10 protein-coding genes and 2 pseudogenes are annotated in these 23234 nt (G+C 59.4%); 3 read left to right on the top strand and 9 right to left on the bottom strand.

What is annotated here, in order from left to right:
• Positions 1-505 precede the first annotated feature (505 nt).
• On the top strand, positions 506-1450 hold the full coding sequence (locus GA615_RS26525) for a tetratricopeptide repeat protein (RefSeq protein ID WP_152054373.1): 945 nt from the start codon (positions 506-508) through the stop codon (positions 1448-1450).
• A 236-nt stretch (positions 1451-1686) separates the two neighbouring features.
• Here the strand turns inward: GA615_RS26525 and GA615_RS26520 are convergent, their stop codons facing one another.
• The 3 genes from GA615_RS26520 to GA615_RS26510 form a co-directional block, all read right to left on the bottom strand.
• A complete protein-coding gene (locus GA615_RS26520) occupies positions 1687-7749 on the bottom strand; it encodes a hypothetical protein (protein ID WP_161602586.1) in 6063 nt (2020 codons plus the stop codon).
• A gap of 263 nt (positions 7750-8012) precedes the next feature.
• A complete protein-coding gene (locus GA615_RS26515; RefSeq protein WP_152054371.1) occupies positions 8013-8819 on the bottom strand; it encodes a hypothetical protein in 807 nt (268 codons plus the stop codon).
• 77 nt (positions 8820-8896) lie between these two features.
• Entirely contained in the window at positions 8897-9442 is a 546-nt protein-coding gene (locus tag GA615_RS26510; RefSeq protein WP_152054370.1) for a hypothetical protein, read from the bottom strand.
• Between the two features lie 582 nt (positions 9443-10024).
• Here GA615_RS26510 and GA615_RS26505 point away from each other — a divergent pair.
• Positions 10025-11746 (top strand): Ig-like domain-containing protein, encoded by a 1722-nt coding sequence (locus tag GA615_RS26505; RefSeq protein WP_161602585.1) that lies wholly within the window; start codon positions 10025-10027, stop codon positions 11744-11746.
• A 2724-nt stretch (positions 11747-14470) separates the two neighbouring features.
• Positions 14471-15359, top strand: a pseudogene (locus tag GA615_RS26500) (IS3 family transposase); the annotation flags it as partial.
• A 6-nt stretch (positions 15360-15365) separates the two neighbouring features.
• Here GA615_RS26500 and GA615_RS28525 read toward each other — a convergent pair.
• From GA615_RS28525 to GA615_RS26470, 6 genes and pseudogenes are all read right to left on the bottom strand, one after another.
• A complete protein-coding gene (locus tag GA615_RS28525) occupies positions 15366-15830 on the bottom strand; it encodes an ISAs1 family transposase (protein WP_152054367.1) in 465 nt (154 codons plus the stop codon).
• Positions 15827-16129 (bottom strand): ISAs1 family transposase, encoded by a 303-nt coding sequence (locus GA615_RS28520; protein WP_161602584.1) that lies wholly within the window; start codon positions 16127-16129, stop codon positions 15827-15829. Before GA615_RS28520 ends, GA615_RS28525 begins: the two co-directional genes overlap by 4 nt.
• 139 nt (positions 16130-16268) lie before the next feature.
• A pseudogene (locus tag GA615_RS26485) lies at positions 16269-16498 on the bottom strand (transposase family protein); the annotation flags it as partial.
• 155 nt (positions 16499-16653) lie between these two features.
• Positions 16654-19701, bottom strand: a complete 3048-nt coding sequence (locus tag GA615_RS26480) for a cytochrome c peroxidase (RefSeq protein WP_152054364.1) — start codon at positions 19699-19701, stop codon at positions 16654-16656.
• 169 nt (positions 19702-19870) lie between these two features.
• Entirely contained in the window at positions 19871-20494 is a 624-nt protein-coding gene (locus GA615_RS26475; RefSeq protein WP_152054363.1) for an SCO family protein, read from the bottom strand.
• A 59-nt stretch (positions 20495-20553) separates the two neighbouring features.
• The gene (locus tag GA615_RS26470; RefSeq protein WP_152054362.1) at positions 20554-22968 is read right to left on the bottom strand and encodes a multicopper oxidase family protein; all 2415 of its coding nucleotides are present in this window, start codon (positions 22966-22968) and stop codon (positions 20554-20556) included.
• Positions 22969-23234 lie beyond the last annotated feature (266 nt).

Below are 23234 nucleotides of genomic sequence, written 5' to 3'. Positions count from 1 at the left end.
GCCGTCGTTCGAAGGGATGGTAATCCCTTCCTGAATCGTCGTCCCTGACTCCGGCTCGGGTGTCGTAGGATGGTCGATCAACGCAAACATCAACGGAAACGACAGGGAAAGCAGGCTAAGAGCCGTCATTGGGAGCTCCTTGGTATCAGTGAACCAAGATCACTGGAGAGGTGATCTGTCCTGGCCTATTCACTCAAAAACTCAACGATGCCAGGCAGCAGGTTTCATGTTATTTCAGGCCGGCACCGAACGCTATACATTCTTCCGATTTTTTCTGGGGAGACCATTCCAGGCCAAATGATGTGCTTCGAATGAGAATTCCCCCGGCAAATCGCAGGAAAATAGCACATTCGAATCGTTTCGGGCCAAAGAGTTCGGGAACAAACAGGCCTTGTTATCCCCTCATGCCCGAAAGGCATGTGATAGAATCGCTACTAGTCGGATATTTTGCCAGTGTTCCCAAGGCGAAGGGAGCATTTCCCAGGTAACACGCGAGGATAATTCCATGTGTGGGAAACTGATTCTGGTCCCCAGTTTGATGTTGCTTCTCGGACCAGCTGCCTCAGCACAACTCTATACGACCCCGGTCTCGACGCCTAGCGGCGCCTCGGCGGGTATTTCTGTCACCAGCGTCCCGCTCATGACAGGTTTGATCCAGCCCGGCTCCAGCTCGGAAGGCGACTTGATCGATGTCGGTGAACTCTTCAATGAAGAGAACTGTGAGGACGCTCCCCTCGTCTACTTAACACACGAGAAGGAAGGGAAGGAACAGGTGAATGAGAGGATCATTCAGCTGACAAACAACATCGAAAGGCATCGACATGACAGCGCCGCTTATAATCGCCGCGGGGTCCTTTGGTTTGTCGAGGCCAACGACGCACTCTCTGCGAAAGCCGATTTCGAACAGGCGATCGAGTTAGATCCATACAACGCCAATGCATATTATAACCTTGCAGTTCTATATCTGAGAGCACCGGAAACCGCGACAGATGCAACAGAACTCATCGAAAGGGAAAGCCCGAGTAAGGACCGAGAGGATGCTGATCAAAGCGACGCTGCATCACAAATTGCTGAACTGAAAAAGAAAGCGGCTGGAAAGGCGATCACGAAGCTCAACATGGCGATCAATTGCAACCCGCAACACGAGGACTTCTATCGTCAGGCACGCTTCTATCTCGCTCGAGGAGTTGCGAACGAGTGGGCTGGTAGTGAACGCAAGGATGTAATTGATGATTATGTCTATGCTCGCAGGCTCGACCCTACCTTGAATTGTGCGCGAACCAGGCGAGACACGTTTATTGGAAAGTTAACGCGTGTCGCTCAAGAGAAGAATCAGGAGAGTGGGTCAGCGAAGAAGGGACAAGAGGACGCTGGAGCTCAGGACGGAGCGAAAGGGGTTACTCCGGGGAGCGCAAGTGGGGCACCGGCCCAGGAACCCACAAATCCGTGAGAGAACGCACGAACGCGTCGACTTATGAAGCAGATGTCGACTCCTCTGAATGCGATTTTTCTGCCCAGTGAGGTGTTGGCTCAAGTTCGATTCGTCGCCCGATGCTCTGGGCGACGAATCGTATAGTGTCAGAGTCTTCAAGAGCAGATTCTGCACTCAATGGAGTGAGAGAGCATCGGCTTGAGTCAAGGTGGCTCCCCAGGTCGAGAACTCCCGACCTGGGGCTCATCGTTCCGTCACGGTCGACCGGCGACCCGGCGAAGGCGTTGCATCAGTGAGGGCGAAGAGGGTTGCTCGGCCTGGATCGTCCTCGGTGGTGGAATCCGCGAACGATCCGCGGATCCTGAGGGTTCGAATGACGAGCGATCCCGCACCGGACGTGCTCCAGGGGGGAGGGGCGGGAGGTAGCTGCTGGGAATCACACCCGAATCCCCGTTGAACCCACCAGTTTCCGGCAAGGGGGCTGGGAGCGTTGAGGGGGTCGCGGGGACGTAATCCTCACGGACCGGGGGCACGTCAATGGGCATGCCGATGCCATCGGAGGGGAGATACGGAGGAGCGATTTCGATCGGCCCATCCGTTGGCGAGGGTGCGGGGAACGATTCGAGGGGCGGGACGGAATCTCCGCCGAGATCGAACCGTTCACTGCGTGGAAGCGGTCGCCGGTCGAGCCGTCCGGTCAGGGGGTTCAGCTCGGGCTGTTGATATCCGGATGGCCTGGGATCACTCGGCAGGAACGGCCGCTGAGGCGCCCGAGGATCGTCCTCATGCGGAGCGTCGTATCCCAGCGGATGGAAGGGAGTGGGCTGATCCTGGCGACGGTAAAGGTCCTCTCGGTAGAGATTCGGATGCTCACGCATGCGGAGGAAATCATCGACCCGGCTTGATGACTCCTCGAACGTCCAGTGCTCGACCACCTTCCGTCGGCCGCGAACGACGAACTCTTCTTCCTGAAGGCTGAGGTCCTCCAGATCGACCACATAAGGCGCCCACCGGAGCCCCATCAGGTCGAACAGGGTGGGATAGACCGTAGACTGGCCGAGGATGATGTTCTGCTGGAGCGACGATTCCGCACTCGGCAGCGGACGGAAAAGGATGCCAAGGCCGGGGACGTCTTCCAGCAGCGGAACCCCTCGACTTGTCCGAGCCGCCTTGAGGGCGACGGTGTAGCGGCTGATCTCGCGTAACTCGTAGGTCGAGGTCTGGACCTGCGTATTGATGAAGTGTTGCTTCACGCGCCCGAGGTGCTTCTCGTCGGGACGAACGGGTTCGCGGACATTGGTGGTGTAAAGGTAGTTGAAGTCGTAGATCACCGAGTCGCCGTCGGGCTGGATCACGGGACGAATCTCGAACCCGGTCCCCGTCTCGAACTTGTAGATGGCCGGGTCGGGGATGAGGGCCTCCAGATTGGCCCCGATCTCGTTTTGCGTTTTTCCGAAGGTGTTAAAGAGTTGCTGCTGAGTGCTCGACGGCAGGTTCGGGAGCACACTCTTGACCAGCGGTGTCTGGTACCCCTCGTTGATCAACCCCGGCATCTCGGGCAGCGGCATCGAGTAGCTTGAGGTGGGAGGGGAACCGCTGAGCAGGTCGGTGGCGGCGAGGAAGGTCGGGTCCTGGAGCAGTGCGCCATAGTCCTGCACGAGGGCCTTGGCCCCCTTCATGGCCTCGGTGATCAGGATATCACGCTTCGGCAGGTCAAATTCCATGGTCGCGGTCGGCTCGACCTTGGCGAGCTGCCGGTTGTTTGTCAGGACGGTCGTGCGTTCGACCTGGCCAAGCTCGACATCGTACTCGCGGGCCGAGCGACGGACTTGCTCGAAGGCAGGATCATAGAACTGGATCCGGCAGTCGTCCTCCAGGGCCACGACCATGCGCTTCAGATAGGCGTCGACGTTGGCCGTGTAGGCTCGCGTGCCGTCCACCAGCTCGATATATTTCTCCTCCTTTTCGTCGATCAGGTGATCGAGCAACTTGCGGTGGTCAAGCTGTTGCCGGGTGGCATCTTTCAGTTGTGTGCTCCGCTGTAAGCTCTCAACGGCCTCCAAACCTTGATGGACCGCGAGGAACGATCGCTCCACGGAGTCGATCAGTGTTTTTCTGGTATCCTCTGGTCCTGCATTGTCGATTGTTCTCTCGATGAGATCAACAAGCTGTGCGAATTCTTCGGTCAACTCGGTGCTCGACAAGCGCAGCGTGGGAAGCTCGCGTCCCGGTTTGAGTGCAGTTCCAATGCGCGGGGCCAACAGCGAGGAGGTTTCCGATAAGGTCGAACGGAAACGAACAAGTTCCGTTGTGATCGCGCGTATGCCTTGTTGGAACTCCTCGAGGATCTTTGGCAAGGATCCTGTAATTCTTGTGCTATCATCGTGAATTTGAAAAATATCAATTTCATTAATTGGCTTTTCTAATTCACTATCAATGCGATTTCTTCTCTCAACAATCTCATTCCAATTATCTCGAAGTCTATAGAACTTGGATCCTCTGAATATAAAGATCTTGTCGATATTATGTTTTGTCAAGCTGTCCACTACGGCGATTGTGTTGTAGCCGAGTTCTTTTGTGGCAGCAATTGCCTCAGATCCTTCAGGAACCATAGATTTGAGCGATTCGTTGAAAGTCTGCTTGAACGTTTTTTGAATTGACTCTTGCCTTATCCTTGCATTATTGATTTCCGTTGGGTCAGAAGAATTGAAATTTTTTGGTAGATCGCTAAGAATATCTTCTACATTTTCTGCAGAAACTCTAATTTTTGATTTATTTTTTGCAGCTGTGTATGCATATCCATCGCCAAGATTGGATAATCGTTGTGAGTATTGCCTGCTTTGGTCGATTGTACGAGAGATAGAAGTCACAATCATCTCGGCTTCACTAAGGCCCTGTTGAAAAGCCGACTCGCCGTCGACAAACTCGCTCAGTTGCCGCTGGATTTTCTCGCGCAACTTGCTCTGGATGCTGCTTAAAATCTCTGCCTGCGCTAGTTCGTCATTTGCACGATCTTGGATTAAACCGCGTTCGACGGTCCGCTGCTTGAGTTCGACCTCGGCGACCATCTGCGACTTGAAGATCTGAGCCAGGCGGAGGAACTCAAGCTGGATCGGGTTCAAGGTGTCGGAGCCTTCGATGTTGTTATCGAAGAAGCTGAGGAAGTTGGCGAAGCGGTAGCGGAGGGCCGCGTCTTCGTAGACCTTCTCCAGGACGTGCTTGCTGTCCTTGTTGAGACGAGTCTGGAGACGGTACTTGTACTCGGCATCGGGCAATTCGCCCTGGACGTAGTCCAGGAATCGCGCGATGATCCGCCTACGCACGTCGTTGCGCGCCAGGGCCAGGACGAGGAGGGCGCGGTTGAGGCTGATGTTGTCCATCGAGTTGAGCGAGAGCAAGCGGTTCCCGGTGTAGAGGAACTCGCTGTTCATGGCGAAGAGGGAGTCGACGAAGTCACGGCCGAAGAAGGCGTAGAGGTAGCGCCGGTCGCGATCGATCTGAGTGTGGCCGTCGAGCACCTGGCGACCGTGGAGGTCGAGTTCCATCGGGCCGCACGATTCAATGGCGATTTCCGAGGCGACCTCCTGGACCGATCGCCGCAGCAGCATGAGCGAGTGCGAGGTCAGGTAGCGCGACAGGTCGATGTGTCCTTCGATGCGCCGGGCGACTCGATCCATCCGATCGCCCCGCTCGCCGTTGATCTGCACGGTGTAGATTCCCACCTTGACCTGACCCAGGGGAGAGTCCATCTGGTTGATCATCGTGCGAATCTTGTTCACTCCCTTGGTCGGCCCGCGGAGCTGGATCAACCCCTCGCCGATCACGCTGACCGAGACCTGGGCGACCGGGTCGACCGAGTCGAGTTTGCCCGGAGCGTAGGTGTCCGGGTCCTCGGTAGCCGCGGCGACCTCCTTGCGGAACTGTTCCTCCTTCGCCCGATCTTCCTGAGACTGCGCGACCGCGGCATCCTCCTGCGCATCGAGCATGCTGTTTCGGGCTGAGACGACATCGCCTCGCAGTTCGTTGACCTGATTTTCGAGTTCGGCTCTAGATCGGGCATCGAGCCCTCGAACGCGGAGAATATCAGCTTCTTCCTGTTTGTATTGGGCGATTCGCCTCTCGAAGATGTCTCGCTGAGATTGAAGATCGATGAGCTGATTTCGGAGATTCTCCAGCTGGTTCGCGTTTTCATCCACGTTCTGCTCTTCAAGTGTATCAATCTGATCTGTAATAGTGCGAATCTGAGTATTCACGCGTTCCAGGTTTGCATTTTCGGCATCCAGATCGCTCTGGACATTGGCAAGCTCAGCGGCCAGTTCTTGAGTCTCGGCGAGCGTTTGCTGGGCGGCGGCGAGGTTGTCCTCGGCGCGACGCAGGGCCTCGGCCTGGCGGATGGCGGCGCGTTCGGCCGCTTGCCGATCGGCGGTACGCTGGTCGGCCTGCTCCCTGGCTCTCTCGGCGGCGCGTTGCGCCTGCGTAACTGCCGCCTCGTTGTAGGACCGGACGGTCCGATTGACGATCTGAGCGACCCGGTGGGCATTCCTCATGTAGTAGAGCCGAACCACCCGGGTGATGACGAAGTCGTCGGGATTGAAGGGCTCTTCTCGATCTCCCTCGACCTTCGGTGCCAGGAACTGCGGATACTCGACCTGCGGGCCCGTCGACGCCCTTGGGTAGACGGAGAACGGGAATGTCTGGACCTCGGCGATTGATTTTCCTTCGTACGTACCGGCGAGGTTGCCTGCCTTATCCTTGATGATGTTTTGGTCTGTGCGTGGTGTTAGAGAACCGCCGCTTACTTGCTGGGTTGTCGAGATCTCGTAATCTCCGGCTGTCAGTGGTCCCGTGTGGATGAGGACGTGCCCAGGCTGGATCGGGTCCAGTTCCGCGCGGCCTGTTCCTTTGTCTTCCCGCCGAGTCCCGATGACCTCGAAGAGTTTGAACGAATCGCTGATGACCGAACTAGGGTCGAGATCATCCGTCTCGAACACAACGCGCACCCGAGGGTCGTCAACCGGGAGATCGTCGAACGTCGCCGATCTTATCCGAGGCCCCTCGCGGTCAATGATCAGAGTCAGCGGTTCGCTTGAGACATCTGTAGAACCTCCTCGATTATCGTCTGCGGTGAAGGTCCCGACGAGGGTGAGCTCTCGACCCGAAGTGAAATCGGACAGCGGGAGTGTAACTTCGAGAGGCGAGTTCGGGTCAGGTATTTCTACATCATCCTTGAGTGTTTGAGTTCTTTGTCGGTCTGAAATCCTCAGTTTACCCTTCTCATCCACCTTAACCAGCAAGGTTATATTCTGCTGGGCCCTGGTAACCAGGATGCGGCGAGAATCCGAATCCTTGAAGTATGATGAGCCGTCACCTGGATCTTTAAAGGAGATCTCTGGTTTCTCCACCCTTGGCACAGAGATGGTCAGGGTCTGGGTGGTGGGAGCACCAGTCGACGGGGTGAACGTGGCTGTGACAACGAGACGATCCCCGCGATTGACTTCGCTCAAGTCTAAGAGAAGGACTTTTGACTCAGCATTTAATCCAAGGGGTAGTCCCACAATCGAATTGTCACTTGCGTTCCGCAACGTAATCGATTTCCCTCCGCTCCCCGAGAAGGCGACGTTGCCTGCACCGTTAGAACTCAGCGTGAGACTTACACTCGAATTGGGCGTCGAGATCTCTCGCGTGTCACGATCGTCTGTGAAAACGAATTCAAGCGTAGGCTCTGTGACAGCGATCGCGAGCGTCAGCGGGATGGAGATGGTGTTGTCGCTATCTTGGGAGAAGGTTGCTTTGACGACGAGACGATCTCCCCGCTTGACTTCGCTCAAGTCGAGTAGAACGGCTTTTGTCTCAGCATTTAATGGAAGGGGTAACCCTACGATCGAACTGTTACTCGGGTCTCGCAATGTAATCGATTCGCCTTCGCTCCCCGAGAAGGCGACTTTGCCTGCAACCGTGGAGCTTAGCGTAAGGCTTACACTCGAATTGGGCGTCGAGATCTCTCGCGTGTCACGATCGTCCGTGAAAACGAATTCGAACGTCGGGTCAGCTTCCTGGCGGAAGGATGCCCGGCGGAGGGCGTGATCGGTCACATCCGAACTACGCTCACTGTCAATCGGCATTACGTCCCTGAGACCCTTGTCGAGGGAGCCAGGAACCGGTTCCATCTGAGTCACGACCGGCGCACCGTCGAGTTGGTCGAGGGCCCAGAGCCTCAACCGCTCCGCCCAGCCGCGTCCCGCTCCACCCATGACCGCCGAGGTGCCAGCCGCAACCATCATCACCAGGGCCGTCTGCAGGAGAAACCGTTTCGTCATCACACGCTCCCGATTGAGGGATTCGTCAACACGAGACACAAGACGCTGACGTGGCGCTGGCAAGCACTTAAAGTGGGACAGAGCGTGGACCGATTGTTCCAGTCCGCGCGATCTTTAGCAGTTCAGTCGGCTGATCGGAATGTGCGGCTTGAGCCGACTTTGCCGGCTGTTTATCTTGGTGCGCAAGAAAAAGGCCCTTCCACGAAGATGGTTCTCCGCGGAAGGGCCTGAACTTTGATTGCGTGTTTGTCTGGGAACGCCACTCAGCGAATCGTGGGACGATAGATCAGCTCCTGGTTGCTCACGCGTTCAATGGCCGTTCGGAATCGGTTTTCCTCAATCCGGGTCGTTGCTTCGCGACCTCGGGAACGGAGGTAAGGGATGCCGGGGGCGTTCGACACGACTTGACCGACCGTCTGAACTGCTTGACCAACGACATCTCCGGTCGTCGACGCCAGCCCGCGAAGCGATTCTCGGGTCGCGGTACTTGCCGATTGGATCGAGCGGCGGAGGGGACTGTTTGCACGGTTCTCCTCCCGAACTTCAGCCCGAACCCTGCCGGCTTCATGCAACCGCAAGGCGGCGCCTCGTCCTGGAAGGTAGGAGACCGCAAATTTCTCAGGGTGGGTCTTGAGAAATCGGACCTGAACGCGACGATCAGAATAGATGTAGGTAATGGTCTCGTCGTCGTAAGCGATTTCCGGATATCCCGACGGCAGTTGGAGTTCCACGTAGAGTTGCTCGTTGGTATTCGGGTGGCGGGCGACGACAACCGTCGGACCTCCAACCACAAACGGACCCTGGTACTGCTTATTCCCGTTGTAGTAATAGCGATGGACGTGGACCGCTGGGGGGATCGCGATCCCGAGCCGATCGAGTTCCGTCGTGATCTGGCGGAACTCTACCTCAGGAAGACCTCTGGGATGGTCGCTTGCCAGGTAGATCACGAGATCATTCAACCCGCCATCCTTGGCGCGGGGGTCGGTGGCGCCCGCCTCACCGACGAGGCCAAAGCCGATGAGCAGAGCCAATGCCGCAAATGAGATGGGGCCGTTTCGAAGCCATCGCATGAGGGATCCTCCGTGTCTCTCGGATCAGCCGGGCGCCTCTGCAAGCGACCCCCAGCACCGTTGCCCTGGCTCACCTCTTAGTGACGGAACACGCCGGAAATGGCGAACTTCGAGGCGTTGATCGTCGTGACCCGAGCAGACTCGATGGCATTGGTTGCCGTGAGTGTATAGAGGGCCGCTTCAGGAGCACCCGGTGACAGCGGGATGTTTCGACTGGTGTTGAGCAGGGTTGCCAGCAGACTCGTTGGGAGACGAGGATGTGTGATCCGACGTGTCAGGAACTGCTGTAGGGGAGCAGCAGCCATCCCTTTGTCCTTAGAAAGCACGCCTGGGAGTCGAACCAGCGACTGGGTGAGCTGCTGTGAAAGCAGATTGACGCGTTGAGTCGTGGCTGCCTGAAACGCAGCGCGTGCCGCGTCGACCCCCGCGAGATCCGATGCGAGATATGCGGATTGGGCTTGTAAGTAGTCGGTTGTGAACGAGTCGAAGATCCGGTCGATCTCGTCGCTGACCCGTGTCGTTCCGGAGTCGCGAAACTGGACACCGCGTCCGAATGCGTTGATCAAGTAGGGCTGCACTCGCGTTCCCAGCATCACCTCTCTCGCCGGAACCTGCTCACTCATCCACGCTGGGGCCCCGACCGTGGGAAGCCCCCCGGACATGGCGACTCGGGGTTCAAGAGCGGCCTCGCCTCCGCAATCGACTGGGGATGCGGGCTGGAACCGCCGGCGGGTTCGGGTAGCACGAGTGTTCACAGCGTTCCCCCTCGCGAGAGATCAAGAATCAACACATTCGGAACGGCAACCGTCCGCCAGTTCCCCGCCCCGCCATCGAAGTCCCCCGAGCGCTGACCAGACGGAAATCCGACACCCTCCACGAGGTGTGTTATGGTTAAGGTCAGGGAGTACGACTCACGAGCAATCTGTAGTGTTCAGAATCTTTGCCGTGCCGTCGCCATCTCAAGGGACATGAGAAAAGTCACTGCCTGAACAATCGGCAGAATCCTCTCGAGCCTTGAGGCTGAGCAGGATTCACCATCGGGTCGGAGACAAATTCGTCGGATGACCGACGGGAACGACTCACACAAGGGATCGATTATGAGCCGATGGATCGGACTTTTTCGTGCTGGGTCTTTCGCTCGGCGTCAACGACATCGAACGGTTTCGACCCTGAAGCCGACTCTTGATCTCCTCGATCGACGAGAGTTGCTTGCGCTCGTCGTGACACCTCCGTCAGATGTCCTGGAGGGACAGCCAATTTCCGGTACGATCGCAACCTTTGACCCCAGTGATCTTGAGGGGACTTTCGACGAGAACGAGATCCTCGCCCAGGTAGACTGGGGGGATGGCACCACATCCACGGCTCGGGTTGCTCCAGCCTCCGGCGAGTCGGAGATTCGAAACGTCGTGGTCCCCGAATCAGACGCGCATGTTTACAAAAATAACAATACATACACACTGACGGTCGTCGTGCCCAGTACGGGAGAAGGCGTCGCCGAGGACAGTGCTCCGATCGCGATCGCACCAACCAAACCTGAAGGCACTGCGAAGATGGTGACTGCCACTGTTCGCACACGATTCAATGACGCAGTAGCCAACTTCACTGACGCGAATTTAGATGAGTCTCCCGCGAATTTCGCAGCATCCATCGACTGGGGTGATGGTGCGATCTCACCAGGGGTTGTTCAGCAAGATGGCCCAGGGCAGTTCCGAGTGCTCGGTTCCCATGTGTACTCGACCGTCCCCGTTCCTTCCAGACCACTGGATTTACGTGTCACTGTCAGAGAGGACGGAGTCCCCGAAGCACTCGTGTTGGAGGGACAGGCGGTCGTTGGCCAGACAGATTCGTTTGTTCTGACGCCATTGTCGAGTAGGGTTCCCGCCAATGTCCCATTCTCAGGCATCGTAATTGGAACGATCGAGGTCATCGACTCCAACGCTGTCGGGGAGGACGACTTTCGGGTCAATTTGACCCCATCGGAGACATTCCCTGGTGATAACACACCTCTCCTCACGGTGAGTCTGAGTCCTCGTAACGGGAATGAGACAACCGTCTTTAACATTGTTGCCTCGGGTCAGTATTATGGGGTTGGAATCGATCGGGCGAAGTTGACCGTTACTCGAATTTCGACAGGTGAGACATCGGAAGCGACGGTTGAAATCAGGGCGGATCGTTCCGAGCCGATCGCACTCGCGGGGAGACTTACTCCGTTTACAGACACGGGCGCTTCCAATCAGGATGCGATCACGTCGACACCTTTTCCAGTCTTTGCTGGCACAGCTGCTCCCCATTCCGTAATTCTCTTGTACGGCCGTCGCCTCGACCACAAAGTGGAGACGCTCCTCGGTCGAACGGTGACAACCGTTAACGGGAACTGGCAACTCAAGGTCGGTCCGATTCCCGACGGAAGCTATACCATCCGTGCCGTCGAGTCTGTGCCAACTACTGAACATGTCCCTGTTTATCTCTACGATGAGCTCCGGCCTCTGACCATTGACACCGTCGGACTGGCGATTGCGAAGGTTGAGCGTGTCCCCTCATTGCCAGGGCTGAGAGTCTATTTCCTCCCGGACACGAGCGGCTTTGAAGAGTCGACGCTTCTCGAGCGAACGAATTACTCGATCGAGCGTCGTCCGACACGGTTCGGTCTTCCAACCGCGACGGCCAAGAAGGCGCAACTCGGTGCCTCAGTCTCGGGGTATCTGACAGTCGATCTCACGTTCGATCGTCGAGATGCCTGGTTTGCTCGACGTCTCTCGGTGGAGGGGCTCAAAGATAAGGCCGGGAATCCCCTTGGGGGGCAATTTCCCGTGACAACGCACGCGTTTCCCACGCGAGTTCGCCCTTTCGGTCTGCCGGTCTCAGCCGGTCGAATTCCGCTCATGACATGGTTTCGAGCCTTCGGGGCCGGTCAATCCGGTCTTTAGTGCGATCGCCAGGCTCACCGGTAATGGTCTCCATACCGACAATTGGGACGATCTCTCCCAAGTATGGGGCGATCGTCCTTGATTCAACGGAGGCCATTCTTCGTCCACCGACCGCGCCCTTCGCTTTCATGGTTGCGAAACAGATGCGGGCTCTCGAATCCTCGAAGGTCACCGCCACGAGTCGCTCGTAATCTGAAGGTTTGTTCTCTCCGATCCCCTTCCACTTGCAGAGGATAGACCATGAGTATTCGCCAATGTGTGGCGTGCGTTTGGGTACTCTCCCTCGCCTTGGTGACGTCCTTCCCTATTCGTGCTCAAGACTCACTCCCCCAAACCTCCCGAGAGCCGCTTACGGATATCCGACTTCGTCCCCTTACGCCGGATCTGGTACCCCCGTTCCCTCGCCGGCCACCCCACTGGGGACGCCTGCCTGAGCACCACCTTCGATTCGGACGGAGTTCGAACGGACTTCCTCTCGAGAATTATGATAGGACGATTCCAAGGGTCGTAGCCCGCGCCGTCTCGTTCCGAACCACTGGTCCCGAGCGTATTGACGTATCTCGTTTGGTGCATCGATTTGCAGAAAGCCATTCGACTCCCTTTGCCCGATCCAAGACAGAGTTTCAAGGTTCAAATCGCTTGACCGAAGTGACTTCTGAGATCCGCTCTGAGCCCAGCGAAGTTCGGTTCAAGCGATTCGAACTCGCTCAGCGGCAGTTGGTTGCAGCACCCTTCGTTCTCAACAGGGTTGGAGTTATGGTGTTCGACGATGGTCACGTGCTCGGAACGGGCGAACTCATTCACACCGGCGGGGTCAAGCAATCGGAACGGGGCGGACAGGTTTTAGTCTCGGTTCGAGGATTGGCCGCTGGGCCCGATCGTAACGCCGACCCACTGGCACCGGGCGTGATTACGCTCTGGTCAATTTCCGAGTCACTCTGGGTCCCACGGGGCGGTCCAACCCCTCTCGTGATCCGATTGGACTTCTCGAATGATCCACACTTAATAACTCAAGTGGCCACCGGATTCGAGCTAACAACTCACATCGAGGTGACTCTTGAGCGAAAAGATATAAGATGAAACGCTGATTTCATTGCATAAATATCTTCTTGTGTATAAATTTTCTGTGAATGTGTCTGATTGATATCTGTTCTTTTATTATGGGAGGACGCGATCCTCCAGGATTGTCGAGAGCCGGGCGGCAGGAACGACTGTCGCAGGGATGGTCTGCGAGAAATCTAGAGGACGGGGCATGATCTCCCAGAAACGAAGGTGCTGTCGATCCAAACTCCCGGAATATGGTCAGATAGATGGCCAGGTACGCCGGAATGCTATCGTCTCCTCGGTTGATAAAGCTGGTGTTTCTCCGTTCCCCGATCCCGAGGACACGCCCCCCGCCGTTGGGCCACCTGCACGTCTGCTGATCGATCACTGGCTCCCGTCGGTTCTCTGTCTGATTGAGCGCGAGCAGGACTGAGTCTCTGTCGAGCATGTCTGCGTCACTCGGAACCAGAAGCCTCGGGAAAGGGCCGCAGCCGGAAGAACCCGGAAATGCAACAGGCTCTGGGGAAGAACAACTGCCCGTTCGTCTGCTCCACATAGCCCGGCCGAAGCCTCCATTCAATTTCATATCAACAAGCAATTGCTTGTGTTTCGCTAACGACCCAATGATTCCCCGGAATCGATGGGACGGCGGCAGACATTCCCTGACCGCACGCGAAGAACCCGACGACTCGGCGACGGTGGACACAAGCAACCGTTGACGGGGTAACTTTTTGTGGACGAAGGGTCTCATCTCTGTTCCCGGCCTCCGAAACGAGTGCTGGACCGTGACGGTGCCCGTCCCGACTGCGAGTGGCGTCGTCCGAGAGCCTCAGGTTTCCGATCCCAGGTTCCTTTCTTGGACTGACGATCGAATCGCTGCTCGTCACCCACTGCTCCATACATCAAGGGCCGCTCGGTAACCGAACCGATGGCATTGTCCGGAGCATCGACAAATCGATAGGGCCCGCCGACGAGGTCGACTTCGCTTCGATCGAGGGGGCCCGGATCAATAAACTTGCCGCGAACTTCGACGTCGTCCCCAGCATGACTCCCAATGGACGACTTGATTTCGAAGATTGGGGCGTCCGGAAAGGGGCTCCTGTCTCGCCTGGCGTCCCCATCGGGCATGATCGGCCATTAGGGACGATTCGGGGCATGGCAACGATCAGTCCTTCCCCTCGGTCTTCTCGGGCTCGATCCGGTAGACGGCGCCTTCGATGGCGACGATGACCAGCTGGGAGAAGCTGAGGCACTGGTTCTGCTCGGGGGAAAAGCGTCGAGAAAGGTCGAAATCGGGGTGCTGAACTGGCTCAAGACCCTGGCGTCTTTCTTGGCCTCGGCGGTGACGGAGGAATCGATCCAGCGGCTCTGCCGAAAGTAGAAGGTCTTCGAACCGACCTGGCGGACGCTGGTGACCGGGACGGCGTTCCCTTCGAAGTCCTGCGCGATCGCCATGCGTCCCATAATGCCGCCCATCATGACACTGCCCATGCCGAAGCCGTCGGCGCCTTTCACCCGAGCTTGACCGGCCTGCTGCTGATCTGCAGGGGGGCCGGCCAGGAAACCACCCTGAAGCCGGGGACCGGCTGCGAGGGCGGTAGGGGCGGGGGCAACGATGGATTTGGAGCCGGGGAGGCGATCCGCCCTCTGATAGAGTGCCTTGTTCTGACGGAGGCCGAGATGGCAGCGAGTCGAAGGACATTCACTGCCGAGTTCAAGGCCGAGGCCGTCCGGCGGGTGACCGAAGGGAGCAAGAGCCTCGCCGAGGTCTCCTGCGAACTCGACCTGGGCGAGAGCCTGCTGCGGGATTGGAAGCGGGCCCTGGCCACCCAGGGGGATCAGGCGTTCCCCTGCAAGGGGAACCTGCCCCCCCGTCGAGGAGGAACTCCGACGGCTGCGGGACGAGAACCAGCGGCAGCGGGCCGAGCGGGAGATTTTCAAATAAGCGACGGCCTTCTTCGCCAGGGAGTTGTCGTGAGGTATCAGTTCATCGAGGCCCAGCGCGAGCGTTGGCCGATCCGGCTGTTGTGCGAGGTGCTGGACGTCTCCCCCGGCGGCTTCTACGATTGGCGACGTCGACCGCCGAGCGACAGTCATCAGCGACGTGGCGCCCTGGTTGCCGGGACCGAGACGATCCACCGCGAGGTCAAGGCCCGCGACGGCAGCCCGCGGATCCATGTCGAGCTGGTCGCCCGGGGCGAATCCTGCAGCGTCAACACGGTAGCCAGGCTGATGCGTCGGCACGGCATCGCCGCGAAGACGAGACGGAGGTTCCGGAGCACCACCGACTCGAACCACGATCGCCCCGTGGCCGCGAACCTGGTGGACCGGTAGTTCGAGCCGGGGGTGACCGACCGGGCCTGGACGACCGATATCACCTTCGTCCCGACGCGAGAGGGCTGGTGGTCCCTGGCGGCGGTGGAGGTCCTGCACAGGCGGCGGATTGTTGGCTGGTCGATTTCCGAACGGATCGACAGCCGCCTGGTCGTCGATGCTCTGGAGATGGCGATCGCGACGACTGCCAGGCTCCGACCTGGTGGCCCACTCGGATCGGGGCAGCCACAGGGCACCGCATCTAATTTCCAGCACTTTCGCAGTGGACTTGGATCTGGTATTCGTCGTCCCACGACGCCTTCAGCCGCTTGCCCTTGATGCTCCCCTTCAACGAAGTGTCGCCCTTGAGCAGGCACAACGCCAGGCGGCGGAGCAGGCCGAAGTTCTCCGGGGCGTTCTCCTTCCTGATCCGGCTCCGATCCTCATCGAACGTTACGTCCAGGACCCAAGGCAGCGAGTTCTCCACGGCCCCATGGCTCCGGGCCGCCTCGTTGAGCAGCTTGGCGTCGACGGGCAGGCTGCTGAGGTCGTACCGCCGCTCCACGCTCAACGAGTCGCCCACGAACCGATCGCTCTCGACGAGCACCACGCTTTGCAAGCCGTCCCAATGCTCACGGCCCTCCAGCCACGAGAGGTCCGAAGTCGCCCAGCACCGCCGGGCCTCGAACCGCCCGTGCGACTCGTTCCACTGCCGGTGGTAGCTCATGACTTGCTCGCCCTCGCCCCCCGCCGATACGCCCCCTCCCAGAAGGCCACGACCTGATCGTGCAACTGCTCGTGGTTACCCTTGAGGGCTAGGAGGGAGTCGGCCTGCTCCTCCCGCATCGTGCGAGCGATCTCCTTCTGGCAGCCCATCGCGTCGATCGTCACGATCGCCCCGCAGAGATCGAGCACCTCCAGCAACACGGGGATCACCGTGATCTCGTTGGACTTCTCGTCGACGACCACCTGCCCGAGCGAGAGCGTGTTCTCGGTCGCCCAGGCCGAGACCATGGGGATCGCCACCTTGCCGGTCGGAGGAGCCCCGCAAGGTCTTGCCGTCGATGGCGACGAACCGCCCGGTGGTGACCTCCTGCACGGCCTGCATCCAACTCAAGAGGGCCGTCTCGAAGGCCGCCGGATCGAGCCGGGCCAGCACGCGGCGGAGGGTGCCCTCGGAGGGGATGCCGCCGTCGAGGTCGAGGAAGCGGGCCAGCCAGGACCGGCGATCGATGCCGACTCGTGGATGGTGGCGAAGGAATTGGCCCCGGACAGGACGCCGCAGACGGCGATGAAGGCGATGTTGATCAGCGGATGCTTCCGGGTCCACTCGACCCACGGGTCGGTCAGGTCCCGGAAGTGGTCGTGGAAGGTGGTGGGTTGGTCGCTGGGCATGATCGATTCGAATCGCGGGAGGTCGGTGGGGTGAGCCGTGTGAGGACCTCCCGTTGTACGCCCGCGACGCTCGCCCAGGCTACCTCAGATTGCCAGCTTGATACGGCGGCCCTGGCCCGTTCACTTGGTCCTCTCGGAGAGCGTCCGCCGGCCGCTCAACTGCCACTCAAGGGTATGAGTTCGACCCGTTCGAGGAGTTCGCCTTCGTCCCCCTCCTCGTAGCCGTTGACAATCTGGAGAGAAGGGTGGTCGAACGGGGCCTCCTCGTTTCGAACGCGGTCATCCGTCAGGCAGCGGAGGAAGAAGAGCAAGGCCCGCTGGTCGTATTGATCCATGTCGAGGTCGACCATCTCCGGATGCTTGTCAGGGTTCTCGCGGAGGGAACGGCCGAAATGACCACCGTCATCGTAGAAATCAATCACGTCTTCAAGAGTAAGAATGCGTCCATTGTGCATGTAAGGAGCGGTCAGCTCGATGTTGCGCAGGGTCGGTGTCTTGAAGGCTCCCCAGAAGGCAAGCTCGTTGTCGTGGAGGAACGGCTCGCGATGCCCCCAGGGCTCTTCGTGGTAGACCAGGGTGCGGGCCCTGGAGAAGAAGTGCATGAGGCTTCGGCGGCGATTGGAAGGGATATAGTCGCGGATCCAGGAGACATCGGCAGGTTCTTCCAGGTCCTTCGGGCAGTCTATTGCCGTCTGGAGGGGTGTTGGGGCGAGCTCCCGGGGAAGCAGGCCCTCAGGCTGGATCTGTTCGGGTCCATTGGGAGCGGGATTTCCTTGGGGGCGTTGCCACTGGCTTTGAAACCGGTAGGCGGAGCCGGGGGCTCCGAGAGACGGACGCTGGCGACGATTGATTTCGTCGGAGAGCTGGACGGCCTCGTCTTGAAGAGCCCGCTTCTGTTGGAGGGAGAGCGGCTCATCGTTGGGCAGGATGCCGGATCGGAGCTGCCCCCTGAGCGATTCGAGTTGCTGGTCGCTGAGCCGATCAGACAGTGCGTTTCGTTCAATGATTTCCTCAATCGAGCTGTCCCTGTCACGCCTGAGGGCCTCGATGTTGGCGGTATCCTCCGCGTGACCGATCCCGGGGTCGTAGCGAGGGGGAGCGACGCCGATGTTGTAGAAGCCGAGGTCGTAGAAGGAGTAGTGCTCGGACGCCGGGAGGCCACCGATGGGCAGCCGGGGGCGGGTGTCGACCTGACCGTCGGGGATGATCATCTTCTCGACAAGGACCGGGTCGGTCAGCTCTTCGGCGAACGCGATGCGCTGGTCTTCATCGAAGAAGGGGCGGGCACCGAGCCGGGTGTAAGCCGTCTTCTCATAGGTGTGGAGAATCTCGGCCACCCTGGTGATTTTGTCCGCCGGAACCCCTTGGGGGTGCAGCCTCGGGTGGATGAGCATGCAGAGCCGATGCAGGCTGCCCTCGGCGTCGCCTCGCAGGAGGTCGAGTTCCTGGACGATGCGGTCGGCCCGCGCTCCGAGTTCGGGCTTCGCGTTGCGGAGGACGTTGGCCGCGTTCTGGAGGGCCTGATCGTGGGCCTCGCGGAGCCGGAAGGCAAGGGCATCGGCCAGAGCCAGAGGCACAAGCGTGCGATTGATCCGGGAGACGATCGGGACCTCGATGTCCTGGACTTCGTCGCGCTCGTACACGGTGCTGAAGAGGGGAACGTCGTGGCATTCAATGCATCCGCGGTTCAGGAAGACGCGGAAGCCGTACTGGAAGGCCTCGGTGCCGGTCTTGACCAGCGGGCGATTCGCTTCGTCATCGAGTGGGAAGCGGTCGAGCCGAATCTCGCCAATCTCATTCTTGATCGCGGCCCAACGCGCTTCGACCTCGGCCCTATCACCTCGCATCATGGCATCGAACGGGGTCTGGTTCGAGATCAAAGTTGCCTGGTAGAGCATCAGGCTCAGGCCCCAGTAGAGGGAAAAGTTCGCCTCCATCAACGAGCCCGAGGGAGACTTCTGATTGGTTCCTACCTGGGAGAGTCTTAGTGGGACCGTCTGGCAGTTGCCGGCCTCGTCTCGATCGTCCCACCACTCGCGACGGAAGGCTCGCTTGATGAGATCTTGATAACGAAGCGTCTCGCCCTCCTCGACCTCATTCAGGAACGGTCCGAGCAGGCTGTCGTTGGGATTGACCTGCTGGTAGCCGAGGACCGGGGCACCGAGGAGTTTTTTGGCCAGGTCGTGAAAGGTCCGCCCCTGGTAGGACATCTCGACCTCGTTGACGATCGGACCGACGGCCTGGGAACCGAGCGATGCATTGCTGATCGCGATCCGGACAGGCTCAAGCCGGCCATCGGGCCGACGGTGGTGCAGGACCTCTCGGCGGTCGCGATCTCCGAAGATCGAGATCCCGTTGAATGTCGATTCAGCTCGCCCGTCATGGAACTGGCGGTCGGCGAAGACGGAGTTAATGACGGTGGGAGAATTGCGGGTGGTGATCTGACGGAAGAGGGTTGCATCCGCTTCGCCGAGGTCCTCGACGAACATCTCCCAGTGTTCGGGTTGCAAGAGGTTCTTCTCTTTCTCCCGAGGCACCGAGCACTCGGATTCCCAGGGCCCTTCCCCCTCGGCAGGAGACCCATTCAGCCTGGTGAAAACCCGAGGCTCGACCCCGGCCGATCCGGAGATGAACTCGTATGCCCTGGGATCACCGTCGAGGTCGAGGTCCTGGGTCGCTCGGGCTCGGACATCGTAGGGTTGTTGTGCGAGCGGGTGGCTGGGATCGGCCTTGTATTGGTCCCAAACGACAAGCGGAATGCGCTGCGTGAACCGTTGCCGGTCATCGGCGCCGAAGCTGTAGTGGCAGGAGGCGCAGGAGGTGCCCACGAAGGTACCGTTTTGCAGTCTTCGGAAGTCACTGCCAGCCTGCATATCCCAGAAGAAAGCCTTGCCGAGTGCCTCGGCAGCAGCGGGGTCGGCGATGAACTGAAGCAGGTCTCGACGGCGAATTGCCTTGCGAATGGCTGGCTCGCCGCCCTCGACGACCGAGACTGATTCGACATAGGGGTTGATGAGCTTGCGAGGGTCCCAGTCTTCGATGACGTCGCGGACCCGAGCGAGCAGTTCCAGGTCTTCATGCCCGACGAGGTGAATGATGTTCGGGGGCGGTTGATCGGCCTGTGCCTTCACCGCCTGGGTAAGAGCGATCCAGGAGGCGACCAGTGCGACCACCGCAAGGGCAACGCGGGCTCGGCGCAACATCTTCACAGGCTCCTAAGGGCAAGGAATGGGGAACGAGCCGGTGTGGTCCGAGGTCGATCCGATCCGGTCGCCTGGAAGGCGTCCCGGAAGCCAATCGTGCCTTGAAGCACCCGAATCTCCGTCCCCAGTGGAAGAGGGTCACACGGCAAAGCGGGAGTGGTGGCGAAGCTCAGGGACGGATGCCGTAGCGTTGTTCGAAAGAAACTCCGGCGATCCGGCGTATGGACTCGATCAGCAAGGGTTCGTCAAGCTCGGCCGGCAGATAGGCCCAGCGGTCGGTCTGACCGTGACCGAAGAGGAGCAAGGAAGCGTGCTGGCTCGGGTCGCGGTCGATCACCGGGTTCAGGTCGTAGAATCCCAGGCTCCGCCGGAGCCGATCCACGTCGTCGGGGTGCCCGGTGAGGAACTGCCACTCGCAAAGATTGTCGGCCCGGCTGTTGGCGTTATAGACCTCGGCGTAGCCGTGGAGGATTTCCGGCGTGTCGAGGTGCGGTTCTAGGGTGATGGAAACGATGCTGAGCTGGTCGCCGAAGACCGGGCTGAGGACCTTGCGGAGCGAGGCGAGTCGGGCACTGGTCACGGGACAGGAGTCGCGACAGGTGGCGTACATCGTATTGGCGATGAGGGCCCGGCCGGCGACGAAGTGGTCGTGGAAGCGGAGCGAACGGCCGAACTGGTTGGTCAGCCGGACGTTGGCGTAGCGGTCGCCAATGCGGGTTGAGCGCCTGGCACGCTCTCGGACGTGGGCATCGTCATCCTCGATCCCGAGCAAGCGGATCAGTTCCTGAAGCATGGGAGCACCCCGGAGATGAATGAAATTCGACTGGGCAAGGCTTCGGCGATCGGTCCGAGTCAACCATCCTTCGAACGTCGAGGCGGGATGACGTTTTCGCCAACGTCTCGGATCGAGGAATCGGGGACCGGGGGGTACTCCCAGGGAAGTTCGCCGAGCTTGCCGGGATGCTCTTCGGTCTTGCCGTGGAGCGTCAGATCATTGCCATGGGTCCGGGCTGCGGGGGCGACGTTCGGGTCGTGGGGCGTCTCGCCGGTCGAGGCAACCGGCTCGAAATTCATCATCATCCGCATGTCTTCGTGTTCCAGATTGTGGCAGTGGAACACGAAAGGTCCGTTGAACGTGCGGAACCGCATTCGGATGCGCACGACGGTGTTCGGACCGAGTGCAATCGTGTCGTGGAAGCCCATGCGCTCCTGCTCGGGGAGATGGCCGAACAGTTCTTCCAGGTTGACAAGGGGCCGAAGGGCGGGGGGATCGCCAGGGTCGAAGACTTCATCGGCTTCGAAGTCTTTTTTATATGAGACGAGCTGGTGACTCTCCAGGTGAATGTGGATGGGGTGCCACCAACCGCCCCCGCCGTTGCGCAGGACCCATTCCTCGGCGCGGCCGGAGATGGGGGCGGCGTTGGCGATGGTCGGGTCGTAGAAGCGTCCGTTGACCTGCCAGGCCCCCTTGCTCCGCTCGAAGATGAACTCGCGGACGGCGGTGACCTCGTGGTCCTCGATGCGGTGTTTCTCGATCAGGGGAGTCCCGCACTCGACCGTCGCGTCCTGCTCGGGTGGTGCTTCGTCCTTGACCTCGAATTTCAAGAGGGCGATCGGGCGCTTCAACTCGGCAACCCGTCGCGGCCGAGTCGGGGGCAAGCTGGCTTGATCCTCTTGATCTCGCTCCTCCTCCTGCTGCTCTTGCTCCTCATCCAGGTCCCGCAGATCGAACGGAATCGGCAGCACGCGGGGATCCCCGAAATCGTCGAGTTTTTCGCTAGGTCCTCGGCCGTCGGTCTGGGGCATGGTGTTGACAAGGTAGAACGTTCTTGGGCCGGTCGGGCCATGCTCATCGGAGCCGGTCAGTTTGGGGAAGTCGACCACGAGATCGGCCCGGTTCGCCATTGTGAGAAGAGTACTCTTGCGCTCCAACGCGTGCGACCAGAGCCAGCTATCCTTGCCGATTTGCAGGAAGGGGCAGGATTGTGCTTCCAGTTCCTCCTCGTCGAGGCCCACTTCCATGGCACGTCGATAGACATCTTCGGAAAGGAGTCGAAGGCGATAAACACGTGCATTCGAGCCGTTGAGGACGCGGATTCGATATTTTCTGTTATGCATATCTCGGTATGGCCAGGGCTGACCATTGACGAAGAAGGTGTCGCCGAGGTAGCCGTTGTGGGCGTCACTGTTGTAAGCAATCTGGCCGGTGTTTCGGTCAATCACCTTGTCTTGCAAGACCAGAGGCAGCTCGAAGGGGTTGTGATAAGGCTCCTTTCCTGGGAGGTAGTAGCCGGGGTTGTCGGGATCTTCGAGGTCGGATTCTTCGCTCCGGCCCTCCAGTTCAGGATCGTGGCAGGATTCGGCACCGCAACCGGGTAGCACGCCGTCCTTGATGAGCTTGAGCTCTTTCTCACCGTAGCAGAGGGCGAACCCAGCGAGCCCCTTGGCGACGTTGTAACCGGTGGCATCCATCGCGTGGTCGTGGTACCAGATGGTCGACTGCGCCTCGGCCTCATCGGGCGCGGGTTTCTCGGCACCTGCTCGCTGGATTAATGGAAGGATATTTGGATAAAAGTAATCGCGAGACTTGCCTTGAAGAATATAGAAGGTCGGGAAGCCATCGCTGTGAGACGGGTTGTGGCCGCCGTGCAGGTGGACTGACACCTCGGTCTGAAGATGGTTGTCGTAGCGAATAACGACCGGCTGGCCGAGCCGGAATTTGTAGGTAGGTCCGGGGACCATGCCGTCGTAGCCGTAGACCAAGGCCCGACCACCGGCGTCAGGACGGAGTTGGACGAGCGACTCCCGGATCGGCATCTTGTAACATTTAATCGGGAAATGGCCCCAGTTGTGGATCTGCCCGCTGTCGTCGTGCGCGGCCACCGAGCCGAAGCACTTGCGACGCTCGTCCCAGGCGTCCTGGCCGGTCTTGCGGGGGTCGCAGCCGAACTGAGGACACCAGTGGTCCGGATTCTCGGACCACTCGCGGGCGATGCCGTGAAAGACCCGGCCGATGGGGATGGGGTCCGTCGGGCCGAAGACCTTGGACTGTCCGTCGAGTTCCGAGAAAGTCCCGATTCTCGTCGGCCGTGGCGTCGGGGGGAGGCAAAGCCGCTGCGAGAACGCCCAGGAGGGTAGGACGTACTGATCGGGCTTGTTGAAGGCGGCCGTTGCGTTTCCGAATGGATCGCCCGTCTCCTGGGCCACCACATGGCCCGCCAGAAGCGAGGCCGCGGTCCCTCGGAGGACATCACGCCGGTTGATCATCACTCTGCCTCAATCACCTTACGATGGGAGAAAAACTCGTGAGGTGGCCGTGCGATCGGGATCTCAAGAGGTGGAGACATCTCGGCCCTGGGCACCGGACACAACATCCCAGGGCCCGAACCATGATCAAAAATCCTCTTGAATGTCATCCATACCCATACTATGCTCACGACCGCAGTCGCCTAATCACGCCGACTGGGGTCTGAAGATAACAGTCTTCCAAAGCATCGCAACAACTATTTTCAAAGGCTCATCCAGGATTCCGG

The sequence above is a fragment of the Tautonia marina genome (genome assembly GCF_009177065.1).
GTDB classification, from domain to species: domain Bacteria; phylum Planctomycetota; class Planctomycetia; order Isosphaerales; family Isosphaeraceae; genus Tautonia; species Tautonia marina.
The sequence above is the reverse complement of the archived record's forward strand: the minus strand, read 5'-3'. Positions and strand labels throughout refer to the sequence as shown.

Coding starts and splice junctions, on each gene's coding strand:
- GA615_RS26510 (WP_152054370.1), bottom strand. CDS start 9,442: ATGAGTGAGCAGGTTCCGGCGAGAGAGGTGATGCTGGGAACGCGAGTG.
- GA615_RS26480 (WP_152054364.1), bottom strand. CDS start 19,701: ATGTTGCGCCGAGCCCGCGTTGCCCTTGCGGTGGTCGCACTGGTCGCC.
- GA615_RS26525 (WP_152054373.1), top strand. CDS start 506: ATGTGTGGGAAACTGATTCTGGTCCCCAGTTTGATGTTGCTTCTCGGA.
- GA615_RS26520 (WP_161602586.1), bottom strand. CDS start 7,749: ATGACGAAACGGTTTCTCCTGCAGACGGCCCTGGTGATGATGGTTGCG.
- GA615_RS28525 (WP_152054367.1), bottom strand. CDS start 15,830: ATGAGCTACCACCGGCAGTGGAACGAGTCGCACGGGCGGTTCGAGGCC.
- GA615_RS26470 (WP_152054362.1), bottom strand. CDS start 22,968: ATGATCAACCGGCGTGATGTCCTCCGAGGGACCGCGGCCTCGCTTCTG.
- GA615_RS26475 (WP_152054363.1), bottom strand. CDS start 20,494: ATGCTTCAGGAACTGATCCGCTTGCTCGGGATCGAGGATGACGATGCC.
- GA615_RS26515 (WP_152054371.1), bottom strand. CDS start 8,819: ATGCGATGGCTTCGAAACGGCCCCATCTCATTTGCGGCATTGGCTCTG.